General features: G+C 65.8%; 19 protein-coding genes. 9 read left to right on the plus strand and 10 right to left on the minus strand.

Going from position 1 to position 23,620, the window contains the following annotated elements:
- Positions 1 to 6: 6 nt before the first annotated feature.
- Positions 7 to 978, minus strand: a complete 972-nt coding sequence (locus ACT53T_RS08360; protein ID WP_476161012.1) for a zinc-dependent alcohol dehydrogenase — start codon at positions 976 to 978, stop codon at positions 7 to 9.
- Positions 979 to 1,106: 128 nt separating this feature from the next.
- Between ACT53T_RS08360 and mdoH the strand changes: the two genes are divergently transcribed.
- Both mdoH and ACT53T_RS08370 read left to right on the plus strand, forming a co-directional pair.
- Positions 1,107 to 2,906 (plus strand): glucans biosynthesis glucosyltransferase MdoH, encoded by a 1,800-nt coding sequence (mdoH, locus tag ACT53T_RS08365; protein ID WP_476160867.1) that lies wholly within the window; start codon positions 1,107 to 1,109, stop codon positions 2,904 to 2,906.
- A gap of 8 nt (positions 2,907 to 2,914) precedes the next feature.
- Positions 2,915 to 3,238 (plus strand): hypothetical protein, encoded by a 324-nt coding sequence (locus ACT53T_RS08370; protein WP_476160868.1) that lies wholly within the window; start codon positions 2,915 to 2,917, stop codon positions 3,236 to 3,238.
- Here ACT53T_RS08370 and ACT53T_RS08375 read toward each other — a convergent pair.
- Positions 3,217 to 3,705 (minus strand): cupin domain-containing protein, encoded by a 489-nt coding sequence (locus tag ACT53T_RS08375; RefSeq protein WP_018265764.1) that lies wholly within the window; start codon positions 3,703 to 3,705, stop codon positions 3,217 to 3,219. The genes ACT53T_RS08370 and ACT53T_RS08375 overlap by 22 nt on opposite strands.
- A 340-nt stretch (positions 3,706 to 4,045) precedes the next feature.
- On the opposite strand from ACT53T_RS08375, the gene ACT53T_RS08380 reads away from it, so the two are divergent.
- Both ACT53T_RS08380 and aat read left to right on the plus strand, forming a co-directional pair.
- On the plus strand, positions 4,046 to 5,995 hold the full coding sequence (locus ACT53T_RS08380) for an acyl CoA:acetate/3-ketoacid CoA transferase (protein ID WP_476160869.1): 1,950 nt from the start codon (positions 4,046 to 4,048) through the stop codon (positions 5,993 to 5,995).
- Between the two features lie 185 nt (positions 5,996 to 6,180).
- Complete coding sequence (gene aat, locus ACT53T_RS08385) at positions 6,181 to 6,888, plus strand: leucyl/phenylalanyl-tRNA--protein transferase (protein WP_036290771.1); 708 nt, start codon at positions 6,181 to 6,183, stop codon at positions 6,886 to 6,888.
- Here the strand turns inward: aat and ACT53T_RS08390 are convergent.
- Together ACT53T_RS08390 and ACT53T_RS08395 are read right to left on the minus strand one after the other, a co-directional pair.
- Positions 6,860 to 7,534: a DUF2155 domain-containing protein gene (locus ACT53T_RS08390; protein ID WP_476160870.1), complete on the minus strand. Its 675-nt coding sequence runs from the start codon at positions 7,532 to 7,534 to the stop codon at positions 6,860 to 6,862. The two genes, aat and ACT53T_RS08390, sit on opposite strands and share 29 nt — an antisense overlap.
- Before the next feature lie 117 nt (positions 7,535 to 7,651).
- Entirely contained in the window at positions 7,652 to 8,059 is a 408-nt protein-coding gene (locus ACT53T_RS08395; RefSeq protein ID WP_476160871.1) for an NADH:ubiquinone oxidoreductase subunit NDUFA12, read from the minus strand.
- 241 nt (positions 8,060 to 8,300) lie between these two features.
- Here ACT53T_RS08395 and pstS point away from each other — a divergent pair, with 241 nt between their 5' ends.
- Together pstS and ACT53T_RS08405 are read left to right on the plus strand one after the other, a co-directional pair.
- Positions 8,301 to 9,347, plus strand: coding sequence for a phosphate ABC transporter substrate-binding protein PstS (gene pstS, locus ACT53T_RS08400; protein ID WP_476160872.1), 1,047 nt, complete (start codon positions 8,301 to 8,303; stop codon positions 9,345 to 9,347).
- Between the two features lie 51 nt (positions 9,348 to 9,398).
- Positions 9,399 to 10,616, plus strand: coding sequence for an FAD-dependent oxidoreductase (locus ACT53T_RS08405; RefSeq protein ID WP_476160873.1), 1,218 nt, complete (start codon positions 9,399 to 9,401; stop codon positions 10,614 to 10,616).
- Here the strand turns inward: ACT53T_RS08405 and ACT53T_RS08410 are convergent.
- Both ACT53T_RS08410 and ACT53T_RS08415 read right to left on the minus strand, forming a co-directional pair.
- On the minus strand, positions 10,597 to 11,553 hold the full coding sequence (locus ACT53T_RS08410; RefSeq protein ID WP_476160874.1) for a beta-propeller fold lactonase family protein: 957 nt from the start codon (positions 11,551 to 11,553) through the stop codon (positions 10,597 to 10,599). The genes ACT53T_RS08405 and ACT53T_RS08410 overlap by 20 nt on opposite strands.
- Positions 11,550 to 12,095 carry an SRPBCC family protein gene (locus tag ACT53T_RS08415; protein WP_476160875.1) on the minus strand — a complete coding sequence of 182 codons (546 nt, stop codon included), beginning with the start codon at positions 12,093 to 12,095 and terminating at the stop codon, positions 11,550 to 11,552. The genes ACT53T_RS08410 and ACT53T_RS08415 overlap by 4 nt, the downstream gene beginning before the upstream one ends.
- A 593-nt stretch (positions 12,096 to 12,688) precedes the next feature.
- Here ACT53T_RS08415 and ACT53T_RS08420 point away from each other — a divergent pair.
- Positions 12,689 to 16,318 carry a vitamin B12-dependent ribonucleotide reductase gene (locus ACT53T_RS08420; RefSeq protein ID WP_476160876.1) on the plus strand — a complete coding sequence of 1,210 codons (3,630 nt, stop codon included), beginning with the start codon at positions 12,689 to 12,691 and terminating at the stop codon, positions 16,316 to 16,318.
- 90 nt (positions 16,319 to 16,408) lie between these two features.
- Here ACT53T_RS08420 and ACT53T_RS08425 read toward each other — a convergent pair whose 3' ends face one another.
- Both ACT53T_RS08425 and ACT53T_RS08430 read right to left on the minus strand, forming a co-directional pair.
- Positions 16,409 to 16,978, minus strand: coding sequence for a hypothetical protein (locus tag ACT53T_RS08425; protein WP_476160877.1), 570 nt, complete (start codon positions 16,976 to 16,978; stop codon positions 16,409 to 16,411).
- 10 nt (positions 16,979 to 16,988) lie between these two features.
- Positions 16,989 to 18,164, minus strand: a complete 1,176-nt coding sequence (locus tag ACT53T_RS08430; protein WP_476160878.1) for a class I SAM-dependent methyltransferase — start codon at positions 18,162 to 18,164, stop codon at positions 16,989 to 16,991.
- 365 nt (positions 18,165 to 18,529) lie between these two features.
- Here ACT53T_RS08430 and ACT53T_RS08435 point away from each other — a divergent pair, with 365 nt between their 5' ends.
- On the plus strand, positions 18,530 to 18,802 hold the full coding sequence (locus tag ACT53T_RS08435) for a hypothetical protein (RefSeq protein ID WP_400768268.1): 273 nt from the start codon (positions 18,530 to 18,532) through the stop codon (positions 18,800 to 18,802).
- 53 nt (positions 18,803 to 18,855) lie between these two features.
- Here the strand turns inward: ACT53T_RS08435 and ACT53T_RS08440 are convergent, their stop codons facing one another.
- Together ACT53T_RS08440 and ACT53T_RS08445 are read right to left on the minus strand one after the other, a co-directional pair.
- A complete protein-coding gene (locus ACT53T_RS08440; protein ID WP_476160879.1) occupies positions 18,856 to 20,253 on the minus strand; it encodes an exopolysaccharide biosynthesis polyprenyl glycosylphosphotransferase in 1,398 nt (465 codons plus the stop codon).
- 135 nt (positions 20,254 to 20,388) lie between these two features.
- Positions 20,389 to 21,483, minus strand: coding sequence for an NAD(P)/FAD-dependent oxidoreductase (locus ACT53T_RS08445; RefSeq protein WP_476160880.1), 1,095 nt, complete (start codon positions 21,481 to 21,483; stop codon positions 20,389 to 20,391).
- A gap of 126 nt (positions 21,484 to 21,609) precedes the next feature.
- Between ACT53T_RS08445 and ilvD the strand changes: the two genes are divergently transcribed.
- Positions 21,610 to 23,454 carry a dihydroxy-acid dehydratase gene (ilvD, locus tag ACT53T_RS08450; RefSeq protein WP_476160881.1) on the plus strand — a complete coding sequence of 615 codons (1,845 nt, stop codon included), beginning with the start codon at positions 21,610 to 21,612 and terminating at the stop codon, positions 23,452 to 23,454.
- Positions 23,455 to 23,620 lie beyond the last annotated feature (166 nt).

A 23,620-nucleotide genomic window follows, 5' to 3' on the forward strand; every position in this document is an offset into this window, starting at 1 on the left:
CTCCGTTCAATAGCGAAACAAGGTGGCGAGGCCGCTCGCCCCGGGCGCGAGAATGCGCTCCAGCTCCCGCGGCGCGTCGGCGAAGGGAATTTCCTCGGTGATGAGCGCGTCGAGGCGTGGATCGGCGAGCAGCTCCAGCGCCTTGTCCAGCCGGCGGGCGTAGCTCCAGCGCGGCCGCCGCGAGGGCGCGACCTGCCCCACTTGCGAGGAGACGAGCCGCAGCCGATTGGCGTGAAAGCCGCCGCCGAGCGGCGCAGAGACCTGCCCTTCCCCATACCAGCTCAATTCGACGATCGCCGCCTCCAGCCCCGCCGCGGCGAGCGACAGCGCCAGCCCCTCGGAGGAGGCGCTGGCGTGGAAGACGACATCCGCGCCCAGCCCCTCCAGCGCGTCGGCGCCGACGAATCGCGCGCCGAGACTCTCGGCGATCTGCGCGCGAGACTCCTCGCGATCATGGATCAGCACCTCGGCGCCCGGCAGGCGCGCGGCGAGCGCGGCGACCAGCAGGCCGAGAACGCCTGCGCCGATGACGACGATGCGGTCGCCCGGCCCGGCTCCCGAATCCCAAAGCCCGTTCAGCGCGGTCTCCATATTGGCGGCGAGCGGCGCGCGGCGCGTCGGCGTCTCCCGCGGAATCGGCCGCAGCATGGCGACAGGCGCAACGAAAAAATCCTGATGCGGATGGAGGCAGAACACGTCGCGGCCGAGCAGGCCGGCCGGCCCCTCCTCCACGCGGCCGACGGCGCAATAGCCGTATTTCACCGGAAAGGAGAATGCGCCCTCCTGAAACGGCGCGCGCATGCGCTCCCATTCCGAGCGCGGCGCGCGGCCTTCGAAGACAAGCCGCTCCGTGCCGCGGCTAACCGCGCTCCACGAAGTCCGCACCAGCGCCTCCTCCGGCCCCGGCGGAGCGAGAGCCGCAGCGCGCAGCGCCGCGCTCCGCGGCGCCTCGATCCACAGAGAATGCGCCTCTTTCATACCATTAAAGTAGGATTTTTCCGATTCGCCCAATTTACAAACCTCGTGCTTCGCGGATATTGCTAGAGCACGGCGGCGATGCGCGCCAGCCGATTTTCCCGTGTTCTGCATAGGAAACGACGACGCGAATGTCCGCCGCCGCCCCCGCCGGCCTCCAGAGCCGCGCCGAACTCTTTCGGCGACGCCTGCTGGTCGCCGCGATCGACGCCGCCGTCTATCTCGCTTTGCTGATCTGGCTCGCCGATATTCTGGGGCAAGACGGCTGGAGCGTCATCGAGGCCGCGATTCTCCTCTGCTTCGCCATCGCCGCGCCCTGGAGCGTGCTCGGCGTCGGCAACGCCGTTCTCGGCTTCTGGCTCCTGCATTTTCATCCGCGCCCGCTCGACAGCGTCGCGCCTTTCGCCCGCGCCGGCGACACGCGCCGCCGCATCCGCGCGCGCACGGCCGTCACGCTGACGATCCGCAATGAGGACGCCGCCCGCGCGCTGACGCGGTTCGCGGCCATGAAGGCCGATCTCGACGCGACCGGCGAAGGCGCCCTCTTCGATTGGTTCGTGCTGAGCGACACCACCGATCCGCGCATCGCCGCGCAGGAGGAGACCGAATTCGCCCGCTGGCGCGCGGCCGAAGGCGCTGAGGCGTCACGGCTGCATTACCGTCGGCGCTCCGACAATATCGGATACAAGGCCGGCAATATTCGCGACTTTTGCGAGCGTTTCGGCGGCGCCTATGACTTCATGATTCCCCTCGACGCCGACAGCCTGATGGATGGCGGGTCGATTTTGCGGCTGGTGCGCATCGGCGAAGCCTATCCGCGCATCGGCATTATTCAGAGCCTCGTGGTCGGCGCGCCGTCGCGCTCCGCCTTCGCGCGCGCCTTTCAATTCGGCATGCGCGCCGGAATGCGCAGCTACACGATGGGCGCGGCCTGGTGGGGCGCCGATTGCGGTCCCTTCTGGGGACACAATGCGCTGGTGCGCATCGCGCCTTTCGCGCGGCATTGCGATCTGCCGCGCCTGTCGGGCGGACGGCATATTCTCTCGCATGACCAGATCGAGGCGGCGCTGATGCGACGCGCGGGCTATGAGGTGCGCGTGCTGCCGATAGAGAGCGGCAGCTATGAGGAAAATCCGCCGACGCTGCTGGAATTCATGCGCCGCGATCTGCGATGGTGCCGCGGCAACATGCAATATTGGGAGCTGCTCTCTCTTCCGGGGCTGCTGCCGATGAGCCGCTTTCAGCTGGTCTGGGCGATCAGCATGTTCATCGGCGCGCCGGCCTGGACGGCGATCATCCTGCTCGGCGCGCTGCTGCCGCTGGTCGAGGACGTGTCGCGCTTTCCGTCCGGCTCGGCGGCGGCGCTCTATCTGCTGTTTCTCGGCTTCTATCTCGCGCCCAAGCTCGCCGGCTATGCGGATATAGCGCTGACGCCGGGCGGCGTGCGGCGCTATGGCGGCGCGGTCCGCCTGCTCGCGGGCGCGGCGCTGGAGATCGTCTTCTCCTTCATCATCGGCGCCGTCACGACATTCGGCGTCACTCTGCTGCTCGCGCGACTGCCCTTCGAGCGCGACGCGGGCTGGAGCGGACAGGCGCGCGACGCGCATGGCCTCGGCGCATGGGAGACCGCGCGCGCGCTCTGGCCGGCCTTCGCTTTCGGCGCATTCGTCCTCGCCGTCGCCGGACTTTCCGCGCCGTCGCTGGCCTTGTGGTCGGCGCCGCTGACCTTCGGCTATGTCGCCGCGATTCCCTTCGCGCTCGCCAGCGCTTGGCCGCGTCTCGGCGCCTGGTTCACGCAGGCGGGGCTGTGCGGCGTCCCCGAGGAATTCGCGCCGCCGCCGGTCTTCGCCCGGCTGCGCGCGCCGCGGCGACGGGAGACGGCGCCGGAGCCTCTGGCGATCGCCCCATCCGAAGAACGCATTTCCGCATGAGGGATCAGATGGAATCGGACCTTCGCCCAGGAGACGCAACGCGCAGACAAGAGCTGCGCGCCTCGCTGCGCGTGCTGCGATCGGAGAGCGCGGACGCCTCGGCTCCGCGCATAATGGCGCCGCGCCGGCTCGTGGTCGTCGCGCCGCGGCCGGCCGCTGACGAGCCGCTGCCGCCGGCGCAGCGCGTTCTCGCATCGGCCGCGCTGGCCGGGCTTCTGCTGATGGCGGTCGCGGCGCTCTCGGACGCGGCGGCCCACGCAATGGACGCGATGGAGCCGCGCGCCATCGCGTCACTGGAAATGGGCCGCTCTCACTTCGGCTTCGGCCAATAGCCCTGCGGCGCGCCCGGCGCCCCGACCTGCGTCGTCTCCACCGGCCCTTCGCCGGTAATCTGAATGACGACCTCCTCCTCGCCCGCGCCGTCCCAATGCACGCCGCCGGCAGGATGCAGCACATAGGAGCCCGCCTTCACCGGCCGCGCCTTCTTGAAGTCCAGCTCCTCGCCGACGCCGTTCCACCATGTTCCCGAGACCACCACCGCATGGCGATCCTGCGAATGAAAATGCGGATTGGAATGGTGTCCGGGCGGGAAGCGCACGCGCACCACATAGACGCCGGGCTTCGACGGATCGCCGAACAGCACCGCCTGGGCGGGGCCGACGCCGAGCGGGCTCTTGAACTGAACCTCGTCGGCGGGCTTGTAGACGAAACTCTTTTCCGGCTCGGCGCCGATGGGCAGGGTCTGGCCGAGGACCGCCGTCGCTGCGGCGCCCGCGAGGAGAAATCTGAGCTTGGTCATGGTTTGCTCTATGGACGCCGTCAGAAAATATCGCAGTTCGGCCGCGTCTCGCCGACCATGAGCGCAGCATAGTCGCTAAAGCCTATAAGATAAATATGCGAATGAACGTCGCATCGCGCCCGCGCGGCGCCGCAGCGCGCGCGCCGAGCTGCGACGCGGAGCCGCAGCGTTTTGCGCCGTCGCAGCTCTGCGGCAATTTCCTGACGCTATTGCGAAACCCTGTCGCAAACTCTAGTGTCGAGCTTGGTTCGAACCCGGCGCCCTATTGATTGCGGAACGCGGGAATGACAACGCCCGCAGCCTTCGCCCTGCCGGGCGGCGAAGAGGAAACCCGAGGGAAATGAACAACAAGAACAACAAGGTCATTACAGCCGACGAAGCGATTGCGCTGATCAGCGAAAATGACGTTCTGACCACCACCGGCTTCGTCCAGAGCTGCATTCCCGAGGCGCTGCACGCCGCGCTGGAGAAGCGCTTCGTCGAGACGGGCGGACCGAGCGGCCTCACGCTCATCATGACCGCCGGCGCCGGCGACAGCAAAGGGCTCGGCACCGGCCGCCTGCATCATGAAGGCCTGCTGCGCCGGGTCATCGCCGGCAATTTCGGCCGCATGCCCAAGGTCGCCCAGGCCGCCGCGGAAAATAAGATTCTCGGCTACAACCTGCCGCAGGGCGTCATCTCGCAGCTCTATCGCGCCTGCGCCGCCGGCCAGCCCGGCCTCTTCTCCAAGGTCGGCCTCTATACTTATGTCGATCCGCGCTTCGGCGGCGGCCGCGTCAACGAGGTGACGACGGAAGAGATCGTCAAGCATGTCGTCATCGACGAGGAAGAATGGCTGTTCTACACGGCGACCAAGATCGACGTGGCCTTCATCCGCGGCACCAGCGCCGATCCTTCCGGCAATATCAGCATGGAGAAGGAGGCGCTGACGCTCGACGTGCTCGCCCAGGCGATGGCCGCGCATAATAATGGCGGCATCGTCATCGCGCAGGTCGAGCGCATCGTCGAGGCCGGCTCGATTCGTCCCAAGGACGTAAAGGTTCCGGGCATTCTGGTCGATTGCGTCGTCGTCGCCGACCAGCCCGAGCTCCACCGGATGAACTACGGCGTCATGTATAATCCGGCGCTGGCCGGCGAGATTCGCGTGCCGGTCGAGAGCATGGCGAAAATGCCGCTCGACGCGCGCAAGATCATCGCGCGCCGCGCCGCCTTCGAGCTGCCGCCCAATGGCGTCGTCAATCTCGGCGTCGGCGCGCCGGAGGGCATAGCCGCCGTCGCCAATGAAGAGAAGCTCACCCCCTTCATCACGCTGACGACGGAAGCCGGCGCCATAGGCGGCGTGCTCGCCTCGGGCTCCTCCTTCGGCTCGGCCACCAACGCCGATTCGATCATCGATCAGAACACGCAATTCGACTTCTATGACGGTGGCGGTCTCGACATGACCTGCCTCGGCATGGCCGAATGCGACGAGCAGGGCAATGTCAACACCAGCCGTTTCGGCGGACGCCTCAACGGCTGCGGCGGCTTCATCAACATCAGCCAGAACGCGCGCAGCGTCGTCTTCGCCGGGACCTTCACCGCCGGCGGGCTCGACATTGCGATTCAAGACGGCGAGGTGAAAATCCTCAAGGAAGGCCGCGCGCGCAAATTCCTGAAATTCGTCGAGCAGGTGACGTTCAGCGGCAAATATGCGCAAAAGCGCGAGCAGCCGGTGATCTATGTCACCGAGCGCTGCGTCTTCCAGCTGACGAAGGAAGGTCTCGAGCTGATCGAGATCGCGCCGGGCATAGACATAGAGCGGGATATTCTCCCGCACATGGACTTCAAGCCCATCGTCAAGCATCCGATCTTGATGGACAAGCGCATCTTCGTCGATGAGCCGATGGGGTTGATCTCCGATCTGCTCAATCTCGATCTGCAGGATCGCGTGAGCTATGACGCCGATCGCAATATTCAGTTCCTCAATCTCGAGGGCTGGAGCGCCCGCTCCAAGCGCGACATCGACGATCTGCGCAAGATGCTGATCGACGCCTGCCAGAAGATCGGCAAGCGCGTCAATCAGGTCGTCAATCTCGACAATTTCCGCATCAGCGAGCATCTCTACGATTACTATGCGGAGATGATCCAATATATGCTCGAGAATTATTATGTGACGACGACGCGCTACACGACCAGCGCCTTCCTGCGCTTGAAGCTCAAGGAAGCGCTGAGCAAGCGCGGCATCGCTCCGCATGTCTTCGAGCGCAAGGAGGACGCGCACAGCTTCCTCGAGGTGATCGGCGAAGGCTGACGACGCAGAAGACGCGGCCTATGCGCCCTCCCCTTCACGGGGAGGGTCGGCCAGCGATAGCTGGACAGGGTCGGGTTCAACGACGAAGACGAGGGGGCTCGTCCCCCTCGCGAGCGCCCGCTCTATCGCTCGCCCCGGAACGGAACGCTCTCGATTCCGGCGCGCATTGCGCTACAATCTGTGGAATGTCGCGCCCTTCACACGCAGATTACGCCATCACGCCGCAGATTTTGCTGCGCGCCTATTCCATCGGCCTTTTCCCTATGGCGGAGAGCGCCGAGGAGGAGCAGCTCTTCTGGGTCGATCCCCAGGAGCGCGCCATTTTTCCGCTGGATGCGTTCAAGGTCTCGCATTCGCTCGCCAAGACGATCCGCTCGGATCGTTTCGAGGTGCGGGTCGACACGGATTTCGACGCCGTGATCGCGGCTTGCGCCGCCTCCGCGCCCAAGCGCGAGAACACTTGGATCAATTCCGAGATCAAGCGGCTCTATCGCAAGCTGTTCGACATGGGCTTCGCCCATACGGTCGAATGCTGGCGGGAGGGACGGCTGGTCGGCGGCCTCTATGGCGTCTCCATGCGCGCCGCCTTTTTCGGCGAGAGCATGTTCCACACCGAGACCGACGCCTCGAAAGTGGCGCTGGCGCATCTCGTGGCGCGGCTCGTCAAAGGCGGCTTCCGCCTGCTCGACACGCAATTCATGACCACGCATCTCGCGTCGCTCGGCGCGGTCGAAGTCAGCCGCGACGCCTATCACGCTCTGCTGGAGCAGGCTTTGTCGGTCTCGGGCCGCTTCGCCGCTTGGCCGGACGAGGCGCCCGTTCCCGGCCGCGAGATCGTCGCCATTCTGCGGCCGGAGCCGACGCTCAGAACGGAAAAGGCGAAGGCGCCGTAGCGGGGGCCGGAGCCGGCGGCTGCTTCTTTTTCTTCTTCTTGGGCTTTTCGGCCGGGGCTGCAGCGGCGGGCTCGGCGCTCTCCGGGGCCTTGGCGCCCTCCGGCGGAACCGAATCGCGCGGTCCGATCGGCGCGGCCTCGACCGGAACGGGCGCGACCGGCTCGACCTTGCGGGAGCGGGAGCGCTTCTTCTCCGGCGCGGGGGCGGCGGGCGCCGCCGCGGCCGCAGGATCGGCCGCCGGCGCCTGGACGATCTCCTTGCCGCCGCGGCAATCGACCAGCCACACGTCATAGACGGGGTGCTCGACGCCATGCAGGCCCGGGCTCGCGGCGAACATCCAGCCGGAGAAAATCCGCTTGGCGTCGTTCTTCCCCGTGTCCTGCTCGTCGACCTCGACGAAGCTGGTCGTCTGCGGCGTTTCGGTCTGCGGGCGCGTGTTGCAGACGCGCGGCGTCACCTGAAGCGAGCCGAATTGCACGGTCTCGTCTATGGCGACGTCGAAATTGATGATTCGGCCCGTGGTCTTGTCGAGCCCTGCGAAAATGGCGGTGGGATTGCGGATGGGATCGGCGGCCGCCGCGCCGAGGCCGACGAGCAAGGCGGCCCCGGAAAGAGCGAAACGCAGGCGGAAGCAGCGGGAGATCATATCGGGTCTCGTTTCCGATCTCTGGCTCGGGCCGGCCGCCCGCGCCTCATGCGCCGTCGTTGAATAGGAAGAGCGTGGCGGATCGATGGTCGCGGACAGGGCCGCGACCGGCTCGCCTCAAGCCTCGGGGGACCAGGCCTGATAATCGCCGCCGGCGGGAGCGCGGCGGCCCTCGGCCAGGATCGAGCCCGGCGGGTGATAGGCGGCGGAGGTGCCGGTCAGATTGGGGCGATAGGTCAGCTCCCATTCCTTCGGCTCGTATTTCTCCTGCGTCGGCGGCGTGTCGACCGTGTGGTGCAGCCAGCCATACCAGCCGGGCGGCGTCGCCGAGCCCTCGGCATAGCCCTTATAGATGACCCAGCGGCGCTCGAAGCCGAGCGCCTTGTCCTTCCTGCCGCCGCGACGACGGTAATAGACGTTGCCGAACTCATCCGTCCCGACGCGCTCGCCATAGAGCAGCGTCCACAGGCCCGTGCTGAGCGTCGCCCGGTTCCACCAAGTGAAGAAGCGAATGATGTAGGACATGTCGGAAGCGTCCAAGAAAGTTTGCGTGGCTCCTTATTGCGTCAAGACAGCGCAATGTCCAGTCGGGCGCGCCACTCCCGCGTCATGAGCTTTGCTTTTGGCGCGAAGTCGTGGAAAAGGAGGCATGTGACAGAAAGGCGACAGCCGCCGCGCCGCCAAGGCGCGCCGCAGAGAGCTGAAACCATTGGGCTCCAGCTCTCGCGGACAAGAGCGCCGCGTCGAGATTCCGGGGAAAGGCCGCATGATTTCCAAAGCCTCAAGGCTCATTCTTCACGCCGCTCTGGCGGCGATCCTTTCCGTGGGGAGCGCGCGCGCCCTCGATATTTCCGGCGCCGGCGCGACTTTTCCCCTGCCCATCTACGCCAAATGGGCGCAGAGCTATTCGAAAGAGACGGGCAATCGCGTCAATTATCAATCGATCGGCTCGGGCGGCGGCATCCGCCAGATCAAGGCCCGGACGGTGACTTTCGGCGCCTCGGACCAGCCGCTGACGGCCAAGGAGCTCGACGCCGCCGGGCTCATCCAATGGCCCCAGGTCGTCGGCGGCGTCACGCCCGTCGTCAATCTGGACGGCGTCGCCTCCAATGAGCTGGTCCTCGACGGCGCGACTCTCGCGCGCATTTTTCTCGGCGAGATCAAGCTCTGGAACGATCCGGCGATCCGCGCGCTCAATCCCAAGATCGCGCTTCCGGCGACGGCGATCGTCGTCGTGCATCGCTCCGACGGATCGGGCACGACTTTCTGCTTCACCGATTATCTCGCCCGCGTCTCCGCCGATTGGAAGGAGAAGGTGGGCGCGAATGTGGCGGTGGAATGGCCGCTCGGCCTCGGCGCCAAGGGCAATGAGGGCGTCGCCAATAATGTCGCCACCGCCAAAGGCGCGATCGGCTATGTGGAATATGCCTACGCCAAGCAGAACAAGCTCGCCGCCGTCAGCCTGGTGAATCGCGACGGCAAGGTCGTCGCGCCGGGCAAGGAGAGCTTCGAGGCCGCCGCCGCCAATGCCGATTGGGCCGGCGCGCCGGGCTTCTTCCATCTGCTGACCGAGCAGCCGGGCGCCGCCTCCTGGCCGATCGCCGCGGCGACCTTCATTCTGCTGCCCAAGCAGCCGCAGGACGCCGCGGCGGCGCTGGAAGCGCTGAAATTCTTCGACTGGGCCTTCTCGAAAGGCGCGGCGGCGGCGCAGGAGCTGGATTTCGAGCCCATGCCCGCCTCTGTGATCACGCTGATCCGCAAGAGCTGGGCGGCCAATGTGAAGGATGCGAATGGAAAACCGCTGCTGAACTGACCATAAAGGTCGGCAGCGGCCGCGCGCGGCCGATTCGCACAGGAGCGGCCGATGACGCAGTCGATCTCCACGAGATGCTGCGTGGTCGGCGGCGGCCCGGCGGGGCTGATGGTGGGCTTTCTGCTCGCCCGCGCCGGCGTCGAGACCATCGTCCTCGAAAAGCACGCGGATTTCCTGCGCGATTTTCGCGGCGACACGATCCACCCTTCGACGCTTCAGCTGATGTTCGAGCTCGGCCTGCTCGAGGATTTTCTGAAGCTGCCGCATCGCAAGGCGTTTCAGGTCTCGGCGGATTTGGGGGAGCGAAAATTCGTCGTCGCCGACTTCCGCGGCCTGCCGACCTCGTGCAAATTCGTCGCCTTCATGCCGCAATGGGATTTTCTCGACTTCATCGCCGGCGAGGCGAAGAAGCTGCCGAATTTCCGCCTGCTGATGAAGACCGCCGCAGAGAGCGTGATCGAGGAGAACGGCCGCATCGTCGGCCTGCGCGCCGAGGGGCCGGAAGGGCTGCTCGAGATCAGGGCCGATCTCACCATCGCCGCGGATGGGCGGTCCTCGCGAATGCGCGAATCGGCGGGCCTCGCGGTCGAGGATTTCGGCGCGCCCATGGATGTGCTGTGGCTGGAGCTGCGGCGTAAGGCGGATGACCCCGACGAGACCTTCGGCCGCGTCGCGCCGGGCCGCATGGTGGCGATGATCGAGCGCGGCTCCTATTGGCAGATCGGCTATGTAATTCCCAAAGGCGGCGCGCAGGCGCTGCGGAGTCGGCCGATCGGCGAGTTTCGCCGCGCCCTCGCCGACAGCGTTCCCTTTCTGGAGGATCGCGTCGAGGATTTGCGCGATTGGGAGGACGTGAATCTGCTGACCGTGCAGGTCGATCGGCTGAAGAATTGGAGCCGGCCGGGCCTGCTCTGCATCGGCGACGCGGCCCACGCGATGTCGCCGATCGGCGGCGTCGGAATCAATCTGGCGGTTCAGGACGCCGTGGCGACCGCCAATCTCCTCGCCGAAAAGCTGCGCGATGGAACGCTGCGCGACGAGGACGTCGGCGCCGTGCAGAAGCGCCGAGAGTTTCCCGCACGGGTGACGCAGCGGCTGCAGCTCTTCCTTCAGAACCGCGTGATCCGTAACGTGCTCGCGGCGGACAAGCCTTTCGAGCCGCCATTGGCGCTGCGGCTGCTGGACGTCTTCCCGGTCCTACGGCAGATTCCGGCGCGGCTGATCGGCCTCGGCGTGCGGCCGGAGCATGTCAATTCATCGCGCGGATAAAAGCGCCGAAGGCGCGCGGTCCGTCGCCGGTCTTGGCCTTGGCGATCACTTTCAGGCTGTCGGCGGCGATCGACCAGAACTCATTGGTGAACCAATTGGCGACATAGACGGTCTTGCCGTCGCGGCTCGCGCCGATGCCTTCTGGATATTCGCCGACCTTCACCTGCGCCACCGGCGCGAATGTCGAGAGATCGAAGACGCTGACCGATTCGGCATATTGGTCGGTGACGAAGCCCCTGCCCTGCGCCAGCGCCACGCAATAGGGCCGCTTGCCGACCTTCACCGTGGCGATGACGCGCCGGCTCTCGAGATCGATGACGCTGACGTCGTCCGATTCGACATTGGCGGAATAGGCGCGCTTTCCATCCGCGTCGATGGTGACGCCGAAAGGATGGCGGCCGACATCGAGCTCGCCGAGCTTTTGGAAGGACGCGGCGTCGACGAAGGCGATCTTGTCGGCGTCACGAATCGCGACGAGGATCGTCTTGCCGTCCGGCGTCACCGCGACGCCCGATGGGGTGACGCCGACGTGCGCGGTGGCGACGACGCCCGATTCGGGATCGACCGAAAAGAGCCGCTGCTCATACATGTCGGCGACATAGACGCGCTTGCCGTCCGGCGCGACGGCGAGGCCGAGCGGACCGCCCTCGAGCGGTATCTTGCGTAGGACGCGACGCTCGCGCGTATCGACGACGGAGAGATATTTGCCTTCAGGGCTCGTCACATAGGCGCGCGCGCCATCGGCCGAGACGGCGACGCCGGCCGGCTTGCCGCCGATCGGCAGGGTCGCGACGGGCGCCATGGTCGAAAGATCGACGATGGTGAGATCGCCGCTGCCCTGATTGGTGACGAAAGCCTCGTCCGCCCCCGCGGGCGAAGCGAGAGCGAGCCCGAGAAGGGCGGCGCGCGCCGCCCTGCCCCAGGAATTGCAGATCACTTGCCTTCGACCTTGGCCTTCAGCGAGGCGAGGCCGGCCTTGTAGAGATCGCCCACAGCCTTCAGCGCCGCCTCGTCGGAGAGCTCCGGCGGCGGATCATTGTTGGGGAAGCCGCGATAGAAGGCGCCGCGCCATTCGACGACGCTCTTGTCGCCCTGCGGCTTCACCGTGATCGTCGAGGAATAATTGTTCACCGGCAGGATCTTCACATCCACCTTCTCGATGCGATAGGCGAGCGAGAAGTCCTTGGCGTCATATTTGGTGAGCAGCTCGTCGATCTCGCCGCCGTTCTTCAGCGTGATGTGGCGCGTCGCCTTGTCGGGCGTGTTGTCGCCCGCGCCTTCCGTCTTGGCGACGGGGGGAAGCCAGCTCAAATCCTGGAAATTGCCGACGATGGCCCAGACCTTCTCGGCCGGAGCGGCGATCTCGATCGTCTCCGTCACCTTCTGGCGCGAGGGGCCGTGGGCGAGCGCGGCCGACGAGGCGAGAGCCGCGAGCGACAAGGCGGCCAGGAACCCCCGGCGCGCGACGACGAATGACATGACTACCTCCTGAAGGGCATTTAGGCGCCTATTGCCCCGGCGCCGCCGGCGCGCAACTAACTCCTCCGCGCCCTGCGGCGTCAAGACTCCCGATCTCTGCGGGCGGAAAATCACGCGCCGCTGCGGCAAAGCTCCCGAAGCTTTCGTCGCAGAAATGAGGCGCCGCCCCTCGGACCTGCTCGAGAATCGCGCTTTCGAGGCCCTTACGTAAAGCGCGGCTCACGTCGAGCCCGCTGTCCAGAGCGCGACTCGGCTTTCCCCATTATCCACGGTATTTTGCAAGATATTGTCCAATTATTTATTCCTCACACTATATCTTGACGCCGCCGGAAGAGTGACGCACTGTGCGGGTGTCTCATGACGCAGCGGCGGATGAACGAAAAAGCTGTTTCTCGCGCGCCCCCGGCGGGCGGCGCGACGCTTTTCGGCAGCCAAAGCTGCGGCTCGTCGCAGCGGCTCTCCGCCGCGCCGCGGCCCGACCCCCGTATCTGCGTTTCCTGCCGACGTAGAGTCCCTTCCAGAACGAGCTTGTCGCGACCGATCCATCGGCCGCGATCGATTCACCGCGCGCATTTTTCGAGGATCGAAATACGATGAAGATCGAGCGACGCCACACGACAGCCGGCCAGTCTCCCTATGCGGATATCGAGTTTCGCGCGGCGCGTAGCGAAATCCGCAACCCCGACGGCTCGGTGGTGTTCTCGCTCGAGAATATCGACGCGCCGGCCGATTGGAGCCAGGTCGCCATCGACGTGCTGGCGCAGAAATATTTCCGCAAGGCCGGCGTGCCGGCGCGGCTGAAGCGCGTCGAGGAGCATGAGGTTCCAAGCTTCCTGTGGCGCTCCGTTCCCGATGCGGAGGCGCTCGCCCTTCTGCCAAAGGCGGAGCGCTATTCCTCCGAGACCTCGGCGCGCGAGGTGTTCGACCGCCTCGCCGGCGCCTGGGCCTATTGGGGCTGGAAGGGCGGCTATTTCGACACGGAGGAGGACGCCTCCGCCTTTCAGGACGAGCTACGCTACATGCTGGCGCGGCAGATGGCGGCGCCCAATTCGCCGCAATGGTTCAACACCGGCCTGCATTGGGCCTATGGCGTCGACGGCCCCAGCCAGGGTCACTTCTATGTCGATTATCAGACCGGCAAGCTGACCAAGTCCAAGACCGCCTATGAGCATCCGCAGCCGCACGCCTGCTTCATCCAGTCGGTGGAGGACGATCTCGTCAATGACGGCGGCATAATGGATCTCTGGGTGCGCGAGGCGCGCCTGTTCAAATACGGCTCCGGCACCGGCTCCAATTTCTCCAAGCTGCGCGGCGAGAAGGAGAAGCTCTCGGGCGGCGGCTCCTCCTCCGGCCTCATGTCCTTCCTCAAGATCGGCGACCGCGCGGCGGGCGCGATCAAATCCGGCGGCACGACGCGCCGCGCCGCCAAAATGGTGGTGGTCGACGTCGACCATCCCGACATAGAGGCCTTCATCGATTGGAAGGTGAAGGAGGAGGAGAAGGTCGCCTCGCTCGTCGCCGGCTCCAAGATCGTCAAGAAGCATCTGAAAGCCGTGCTGCGCGCCTGCGTCAATTGCGAGGGGCCGGGCTTCGATTGCTTCGACCCGGAGAAGAACCCTGCGCTGAAGCGCGAGATCCGCGCCGCGCGCCGCGCCGAGGTGCCGGACAATTACATCAAGCGCGTCATTCAATTCGCGCGTCAGGGCTATAAGGACATTTCCTTCGACACCTATGACACGGATTGGGACAGCGAGGCCTATCTCACCGTCTCCGGCCAGAACTCCAACAACACCGTGCGCGTCACCGACGAGTTTCTGAAGTCGGTGGAGAGCGACGGCGAATGGACGCTGACGCGCCGGCTCGACGGCAAGGCGTCGAAGACGCTGAAGGCCCGCGAATTGTGGGAGAAGATCGGCTACGCCGCCTGGGCTTCCGCCGATCCCGGCATTCAGTTCCACACGACGATCAATGATTGGCACACCTGCCCGGCCGGCGGCGCCATTCGCGCCTCCAATCCGTGCTCGGAATATATGTTCCTCGACGACACGGCCTGCAATCTCGCCTCGCTGAACCTGCTGCAGTTCCGCGACGCGCAGACGAAGCGCATCGACGTCGATTCCTACGAGCACGCCGTCCGGCTGTGGACCGTCGTGCTGGAAATCTCCGTGCTGATGGCGCAATTCCCCTCGCGGGAGATCGCGCAGCTCTCCTACGAATATCGCACGCTCGGCCTCGGCTACGCCAATGTCGGCGGCCTGCTCATGTCTTCGGGCATCGCCTATGACAGCGAGGCCGGCCGCGCGCTCTGCGGCGCGCTTTCGGCCATCATGACCGGCGTCGCCTATCGCGCCTCGGCGGAAATGGCCAAGGAGCGCGGCCCCTTCTCCGGCTTCGACGCCAATCGCGAAGCCATGCTGCGCGTCATTCGCAATCACCGCCGCGCCGCCCATGGCCAGCGCGCCGGCTACGAAGGCCTCGCGACCGCGCCGGTGCCGCTCGACCACGCCGCCTGCCCCGATGCGGCGCTCATCGCCCGCGCGACCCGCGCTTGGGACGAGGCGCTCGCGCTCGGCGAGGAGCATGGCTATCGCAATGCGCAAGTCTCCGTCGTCGCGCCGACCGGCACGATCGGCCTCGTCATGGATTGCGACACCACCGGCATAGAGCCGGATTTCGCTCTGGTGAAATTCAAGAAGCTCGCCGGCGGCGGCTATTTGAAGATCGTCAATCGCGCCGCGCCGGAAGCGCTGCGCGCCCTCGGCTATCGGGAATCCGAGATCGCCGAGATCGAGGCCTACGCCGTCGGTCACGCCTCGCTCTCCAACGCCCCGGCGATCAACACCACCTCGCTGCGCGCGCGCGGCTTCACCGATGAGAAGATCGAGACGGTGGAAAAGGCGCTCGCCTCCGCCTTCGACATCAAATTCGTCTTCAACAAATGGACGCTCGGCGCGGATTTCCTCACCGGCGCTCTGAAGGTTCCGGCGGCGGCGCTGGAAGATGCGAGCTTCGATCTGCTCACCCATCTCGGCTTCTCGCGCCAGGAGATAGAGGCCGCCAATGTCCACATCTGCGGCGCGATGACTCTGGAAGGCGCGCCGCATTTGAAGGCGGAGCATTATCCCGTGTTCGATTGCGCCAATCCCTGCGGGCGCACGGGCAAGCGCTATCTCTCGGTCGAGAGCCATATTCGCATGATGGCGGCGGCGCAGCCCTTCATCTCGGGCGCGATCTCCAAGACGATCAACATGCCCAATGACGCCACGATCGAGGATTGCGAGGCGGCCTATCTCCTCTCCTGGAAGCTGGCGCTGAAAGCCAACGCCCTCTATCGCGACGGCTCCAAGCTGTCGCAGCCGCTGTCCTCGCAGCTCGTCTCCGACGCCGACGACGAGGCGGAGGAAGTCGCGGAGGAGATCATCTCCGCCAATGCGCCGGCGCGCGCGGCGGCCATCGCCGAGCGCATCGTCGAGCGCGTGGTGCATCAAGTGGTGCGCGAGCGCGAGAAGCTGCCGGATCGGCGCAAAGGCTATACGCAGAAGGCGGCCGTCGGCGGCCATAAGGTCTATCTGCGCACGGGCGAATATGTGGACGGGCGCCTCGGCGAGATCTTCATCGACATGCACAAGGAAGGCGCCGCCTTCCGCAGCTTGATGAATAATTTCGCCATCGCCATCTCGCTCGGCCTGCAATATGGCGTGCCGCTCGAGGAATATGTCGACGCCTTCACCTTCACGCGCTTCGAGCCCGCGGGCTTCGTGCAGGGCAATGACGCGATCAAGAATGCGACGTCCATTCTGGACTATGTGTTCCGCGAGCTGGCGATCTCCTATCTCGGCCGCAATGATCTCGCCCATGTCTCGCCGGACGACATCGGCCATGACGTGCTCGGCAAGGGCGAGCATGAAGGCAAGGCGCCCGAGAGCGCATCGTCGGTCGTCTCGAAAGGCCTCCTGCGCTCCAAGACGGATCGGCTGATGCTGGTGCGCGGCGGCGCGACGGCGCTGCGCGAGAATGTCGCGGAAGAGGTCGAGCAGCCTTTGTCCGAGCTCGGCTGGACGGCGCCGACGCGGCCGGTGGAGAGCGTCGCCGACAAGCGCGCCGAAGCGCGGATGAAGGGCTATGTCGGCGAGGCCTGCCCGGAATGCGCGAATTTCACGCTCGTCCGCAATGGCACCTGCCTGAAATGCGAGACCTGCGGCAGCACCACAGGCTGCAGCTGAGCCGCGCGTATTCTGACAACTGACTGACGACATATGAAACGGCGGCGAATCTTCCTATTCGCCGCCGACGACATGAAAGCCGCGCGCCGCTCACATAGGCGCGTCGGGCGCGCCATGCACATGGACGTCGCGGCCGGAATGCTTGTTGAGAATATCGACGGCGCTTTTCTCATGCGCGGCGTCGCGCGTGCGCACCCATAGCAATATGCCGCCGCGATCCAGCTGCTCTTGCAGATATTGCGCGTGATTTTCGCCGATCAGCCTGGCGAAGAGCGCTCCGACCAGACCGCCGCCGCCGCCGGCGATGGCCGCCGCCGCGAGCGCGGCCGCCATGGTTCCGCCGCTCGCAACGATCAGTCCCGCCGCGCCGATCGCGCCTATATAGCCGAGGCCGCCGACCAGCGCGCCTTGCGCCTCGCCGATCGACTCGGGCGAGATATAAGCGCCGCGCGGAACGTCGGCGTCGTCCGCCACATCCGTCGCCTTCTCATAGGCGTGGCCGAGCTTGGCGTCGACGGTCTGCTCGCCGGCCATGAGGCTGATGTCGGCGCGATCGAAGCCGGATGTCTGCAATTCGTCGATCGCCTCTTGAAGCGCATCGGCCGTGTCGAACACGCCGACGGCTTCGCGAACCTGGCTGGTCTCCTCGCCGGACGCCATGACTGTCTCCTCATATGCTCGTACGATACAGATAGTCGCGAGTGAGCGGCACGGCGTCGATGCGCCGCGCCAGCTGAATGTGAAAGTCGACGAGGCCGGAATGTCGAAATCCCGCCTCGCAGCTCGCGAGATAAAATTCCCACATGCGGCAGAAGCGATCGTCGTAAATCTGCGCTATGCGCGACCAATTGTCCTTGAAGCGCCGACGCCACATGCGCAGCGTGTCGGCGTAATGGAGCCGAAGAATCTCTATGTCGGTCGCATAGAGGCCGGCGCGCTCGATCGCCGCGCTGATCTCCGAGAGAGCGGGCACCTGGCCGCCGGGAAAAATGTATTTCTCGATCCATGGGCTGCCGGCGCCCGGCCCGGCGGCGCTGCCCGTGGTGTCGACGAGCGCGACTCCGTCCTCGACGAGAAGCGCGCGCAGCTTCTCGAAATATTCGCTATAGCGGCCATATCCGACATGCTCGAACATGCCGACGGATATGATCCGGTCGTAGCGCTCGGCCTCCTTGCGATAGTCCCGCACAGCGAACCGAACACGATTGTCGAGGCCCGTCTCGCGCGCGCGCTTTTGGGCATAGTCGCATTGCGCCTGCGAGAGAGTGAGGCCCGTCACCTCGATATCGGCGACGCGCGCGAGATAGAGCGCGAGCCCGCCCCAGCCGCATCCGATATCGAGCACGCGCTGGCCGCGTCGCAGCAGCAGCTTGGCGGCGATATGGGCGAGCTTGTGCTCCTGCGCCTGCTCGAGCGAGTCCTCCCGCGTCAGATAATAGGCGCAGGAATATTGACGCTCGGAATCGAGAAATAGCGCATAGAGCTCGTCGGAGAGATCATAATGCGCGCTGATCTCGTCCGGCGCGGCGCTCAGCGAATTGCTGCGCGCGAGGCGCTTCTGCATGCGGCGCGCCATAGCGCCGGCGCGCCACAGCCAATGGCCGTAGCCATGGCCGAAATTGGCGAAGCACAAGTCGAAAAAATCATAGATATCGCCGCTCTCTATGACGAAGGAGCCGTCCATATAGGCTTCGCCGAGCGCGATGTCCGGGGCCAGCGCCAGCTTTTGCGCGAGATGGCGATCCTTGATCTCGACCGTCACCTCGGGCGCGCCGCGCCCGAAGCGGCGCACGCCGGCGTCCGGCCCGACCAGTGTCAGCGAGCCGGCGGCGATCGTTCTCGTCAAGAGCCTTTCGAGCGAAAACAGCGCCGTCATTTGCGACGTCCGGCTGGAGTTCGGCAAAGCGCCGAAACCGTCAGATATCGCCGCGCGCTCCTGCTTCAATATGCGGGCGTCGCTACGCCGCCGCGCCGCCGGCCCGTGCGTTCATGCACATCGCCGCGATCCGGCGCGGGCCATTGTGAGCGGGTCCTGAATTTCTCTCGACCTTCTCCTGCGCCTCCTTCGAGCCGCCCTGGTTTAGGGCGGCTCTTTTTTTGCCGGCCGGATAAGGCCCGGCTCGGCCTGCGCGCGCCGTTTCTTGCATGGCCGTGCTCCGCATGGACCGACCTGCGCCGCAGGCGACAGCTGATGCGTAAGAGGAGATCGACTTGGCCGAGGAACCGAAATTCACCCGCGAGCGCCCCAAGACGGTCGGCGAGTTGATCGAGGCCTTGCAGAAGCTGCCCGCGAACGCCCGCGTCTTGGTCCATGGCGAGGACGACAGCCTCTATGACTGCGGCGCGCCCATGATCGAGCTGGTGATGCTCAATCGATATCCCGACAGCAGGGACAATCTCGGCCCGCATCGGCTGTCGAGCGGCATGGACGCCGATAAGGCGATCGGCGTCGTCATCATCAATGACGCAAATCGGGAGTGGTGACGGGGGAGCGCGCGGCGTAAAGAGGCCCCGCCCTGGAGCGGACGCCGCGCCTCTCAATAAGCGCGCGAATCGCGCAGCACCATCATCATGGTGCGGAATATGATGCCGACGTCGAGCAGCAGCGTCCAATTGTCGATGTAATAGAGGTCGCAGTCCACGCGGTTGCGTAGCTTATCCAAAGTGTCCAGCTCGCCGCGGAAGCCTTTGACTTGCGCCCAGCCGGTCATGCCCGGCTTCACCCTGTGGCGCACGGCGTAATATTCGACCAGCTCCTCGAGGTTGCGACCGTCGGTCTTGGTGGCCAGCGCATGCGGACGCGGACCGACGATCGACATATCGCCGAGGATCACATTGATCAGCTGCGGCAGCTCGTCGATGCTCGAGCGTCGGATGAAACGCCCGACGCGCGTGACGCGGGGGTCGCCGCGGCTCGTCTGAACCGTGGCGTGCGCATCGGTCTTCTCGGCGAACATCGAGCGGAATTTCCACAATTCGAAAATGCGGCCGTTGAAGCCGACGCGCTGCTGCCGAAAGAAGATGGGACCGGGAGAGTCGATCCTGATCGCCAGGGCGGTCGCCGCCATCAGCGGCGACAGCAGAACGAGGGCGCAGGAGGCGAGCGCGATATCCTCGAGGCGCTTGAACCAGAGGTTCCAGCCGTGGATCGGCTCCTCCATGCCGCAGAAGGAGATGCGGTCGCCGAATTTCGCGACGCTGACGACATCCGCCATCACGCGCCGATCCGCCGGCAGGACGAACACGCGCGTGGAAAGATGCCGCAGCATGTCGAGATGGCGCAGAACATTCGGAATCTCGGCCCAGGGCGCGGCGAGATAGACATGGTCGATCGCTTCCTGGACGATGCGATCCGACAAATCCGCGAGCTCGGCGAGATCGGCGTATGTGGCGTAGCCGACGACGACCTCCTCATTGCGGGTCTCGCCCTCGATCTCGCGCGGATGCAGCGGATCGCAGAACACGCCGACCGAGAGCGCGCGATGGACGAAAGCGCTCTCCGCCAGCGCCTCGCGAATGCGCCGCAAGATCAGAGCGCGCGCGGCGATCGCGATCGCGGTGCTCGTCCCCGCCCAGGAAAAGAACCAGAGGCGCGAATAGCTCTCCGCCGATTTCGTCGCCGCGGCGATGCAGATCATCAAGGCGAAAGTGGCGAGGAAGGACAGAGTGGCGCGCCGCAGCACATGTCGGCGATCGAGCACGCTCGACGTCCGATAGACCTCGAAAATATGCGCCAATCCGAACTGCAGGGAGGCGGCGAAGAAAATCGCCCAAATCTGCCACTCCTGCGGCGAGGCCCCGGCCGATCCGCCGGGAAGCGCGACACATGCGAAACCCGCGACGATCAGAGTGAGAATGTCGAAGGCGGCAAATCCGGCGGAAAAATTATGGAGCGAAATTCGTTTCGACTTGCGAGTCGATCTGCGGGACCACACGACGTCCCGCGAGTCGCAGAAATCCAACCACATACTAGTCAACCCCGAAAATATTCGGAAGTAATCTAGCTTAATTTTCCGTCAATGCAAGTCGCGCATGTGCTGCGCATATGCTCTGTTTCGAGACAGTCGCGTTCAGTCCAGCGAGGCCGCGACGTGATCGCCGATCGCCAGAGCCGAGGTGAGCCCGGGGCTCTCTATGCCGAACAGGCAGACCAGACCCGAAAAGCCGTGATCCGCTGGGCCGAGAATGCGAAAATCCGCTGCGGGCGCGCCCGGCCCGGTAAGCTTGGGTCTTATTCCGGCATAATCGAGGGCGAGCCGCTCGGCCGGCAGCTGCGGCCAATAGCGACGGATGCGCGTCTCGAAATCGACGCGCCGCGCGGCGGAGACGCGATAGTCCTCGGCCTCGATCCACTCCACATCCGGCCCGAAGCGCATGCGGCCGGCGAGGTCCAATGTGACATGGACGCCGAGCCCGCCGTCGATGGGAGCGGGATAGATCAGCCGTGAGAAAGGCGCGCGGCCGGAAAAGGCGAAATAGTCGCCCTTGGCGAGGAAGAGCGGCGGAATCGTCGCCGGATCGAGCCCCTTTATGGCGGCGGCGACGGCCTGAGCGCGCAGCCCCGCGGCCACGACGAGAAGCTCGACCTCCGCCACGCCGGCGTCGGCGCCGCCGAAGCGAATGCGCCAGCGCTCGCCGATCCGCTCGGCTCCCAGCACAGGCGTCGCCAGAGCGACGGCGCCGCCTTGGTCCTCGATCTCGCCGCGCAGCGCCAGCATAAGCCCGGGCGCGTCTATGACGCCGGTCTCGGCGCTGAGCAGCGCCGCTGTGCAGGAGAGCGCCGGCTCCAGCCGTCGCGCCTCTGCGGCGCTGCAGGCGGAAAGACCTTCGACGCCATTGGCGCGCCCATTCGCCAGCAGAGCGTCGAGCTTCTCCTCCTCGCCCGGCTCGGTCGCGACGATCAGCTTGCCGAGCCGGCGATGCGCGACGCCATGGCTGTGCGCGAAAGCATAGAGCGCGCGCCGCCCTTCGACGCAGAGCCGATGGCGCAGGCTGCCGGTCGGATAATAGAGCCCGGCGTGGATCACCCCGCTATTGCGGGAGGAGACGCCGCCGCCGATGACGGGGCCGGCCTCGGCGACGATGACCTCATGGCCCTTCGCCGCGAGGCTGCGGGCGACCGCGAGCCCCACCGCGCCGGCGCCGACGATCAATGCGCGCGCCATGGGCCGCCTCCTTCTCGAAGAATGGCGAGGCCGAGGCTCACGCTCAGCCGGCTTCGGCCGGTTGCGGGGCCTGCCTCCTTGGGATAGTGCATCTGCGACACGCGTTTTGAAAGAAGAGAGCCGCCCATGCCGCCGTTCCGCTCCCGCACCACCACCCATGGACGCAATATGGCGGGCGCGCGCGGCCTGTGGCGCGCCACGGGCATGAAGGACGACGACTTCGGCAAGCCGATCATCGCCGTCGCCAATTCCTTCACGCAATTCGTGCCCGGCCATGTGCATCTGAAAGATCTCGGCCAGCTGGTCGCGCGCGAGATCGAGAAGGCGGGCGGCGTCGCCAAGGAGTTCGACACGATCGCGGTCGATGACGGCATCGCCATGGGCCATGACGGAATGCTCTATTCCCTGCCCTCGCGAGAGATCATCGCCGATAGCGTCGAATATATGTGCAACGCCCATTGCGCCGACGCTCTCGTCTGCATCTCCAATTGCGACAAGATCACCCCCGGCATGCTGATGGCCGCGCTGCGGCTCAACATCCCCACCATCTTCGTCTCCGGCGGGCCGATGGAGGCCGGCAAGGTCACGCTGCATGGCGAAAGCCACGCCCTCGATCTCGTCGACGCCATGGTGGCCGCCGGCGACGACAAGGTGAGCGACGCCGACGTCGCCGTCATCGAGCGCTCCGCCTGCCCCACTTGCGGCTCCTGCTCCGGCATGTTCACCGCCAATTCGATGAACTGCCTCGCCGAGGCGCTCGGCCTCGCTCTGCCCGGCAATGGCACTGTGCTGGCGACGCATGCGGACCGCGAGCGCCTCTTCGTCGAGGCCGGCCATCTCATCGTCGATCTCGCCCGCCGCTGGTACGAGCAGGACGACGCCAGCGTGCTGCCGCGCTCCATCGCCAAGTTCGAAGCGTTCGAGAACGCCATGACGCTCGACATCGCCATGGGCGGCTCCACCAACACCGTGCTGCATATTCTCGCCGCCGCTTATGAGGCGGAGGTCCCCTTCACAATGGCGGATATCGACCGCCTGTCGCGGCGCGTGCCGGTTCTGTGCAAGGTCGCGCCCAGCGTGCCGGACATTCACCTCGAGGACGTGCATCGCGCCGGCGGGATTTACGCCATTCTCGGCGAGCTTTCCCGCGCCGGCCTGCTGCACACGGAGCTGCCGACCGTGCATTCGACGACGCTCGGCGAGGCGCTCGCGCGTTGGGACGTGCGCGTCTCCAATAGCGAGAGCGTCGCGACTTTCTACCGCGCCGCGCCCGGCGGCGTGCCGACGCAAGTGGCCTTCAGCCAGAGCCGCCGCTTCGACGCGCTCGATCTCGACCGCGAGAAAGGCGCCGTGCGCGACGCGGCCCACGCTTTCTCCAAGGACGGCGGACTCGCGGTTCTCACCGGCAATCTGGCGCAGGACGGCTGCATCGTGAAGACGGCCGGCGTCGACGATTCCATTCTGAAATTCGCCGGCCCGGCGCGCGTCTTCGAGAGCCAGGACGCCGCGGTCGATGCGATCTTGACCGGCAAGATCGTCGCCGGCGATGTGGTGGTGATCCGCTATGAAGGTCCGCGCGGCGGTCCCGGCATGCAGGAAATGCTCTATCCGACGAGCTATCTGAAATCGAAAGGCCTCGGCAAAGCCTGCGCGCTCATCACCGACGGGCGTTTCTCCGGCGGCACCTCGGGCCTCTCCATCGGCCATGTCTCGCCGGAGGCGGCCGAAGGCGGCCTCATCGGCCTGGTGAAGGAAGGCGACAAGATCGAGATCGACATTCCGGCGCGCTCCATCCGTCTCGCGGTTTCCGATGACGAAATCGCCAAGCGCCGCGCGGCGGAGGAAGCCCGCGGCAAGGAGGCCTGGAAGCCGGCTAAGCGCGCGCGCAAGGTCTCGAAGGCGCTGCGCGCCTATGCGGCCATGACCACCAGCGCGGCGCGCGGCGCCGTGCGGGAAGTGCCGGAAGAATAAGCCACGCCGTCATTGCGAGCGCAGCGAAGCAATCCAGACTCATGAGCGCGCGCTCCCATTGGCTCGCGCAACGCCGCGCGATCGCCATCGCGAGGACCGAAGCGGCGAATGATCGAGGGGCCGCCCTGCGGCTCTGGATTGCTTCGCTTCGCTCGCAATGACGGCG

Source organism: Methylosinus sp. DMC45 (assembly GCF_056313885.1).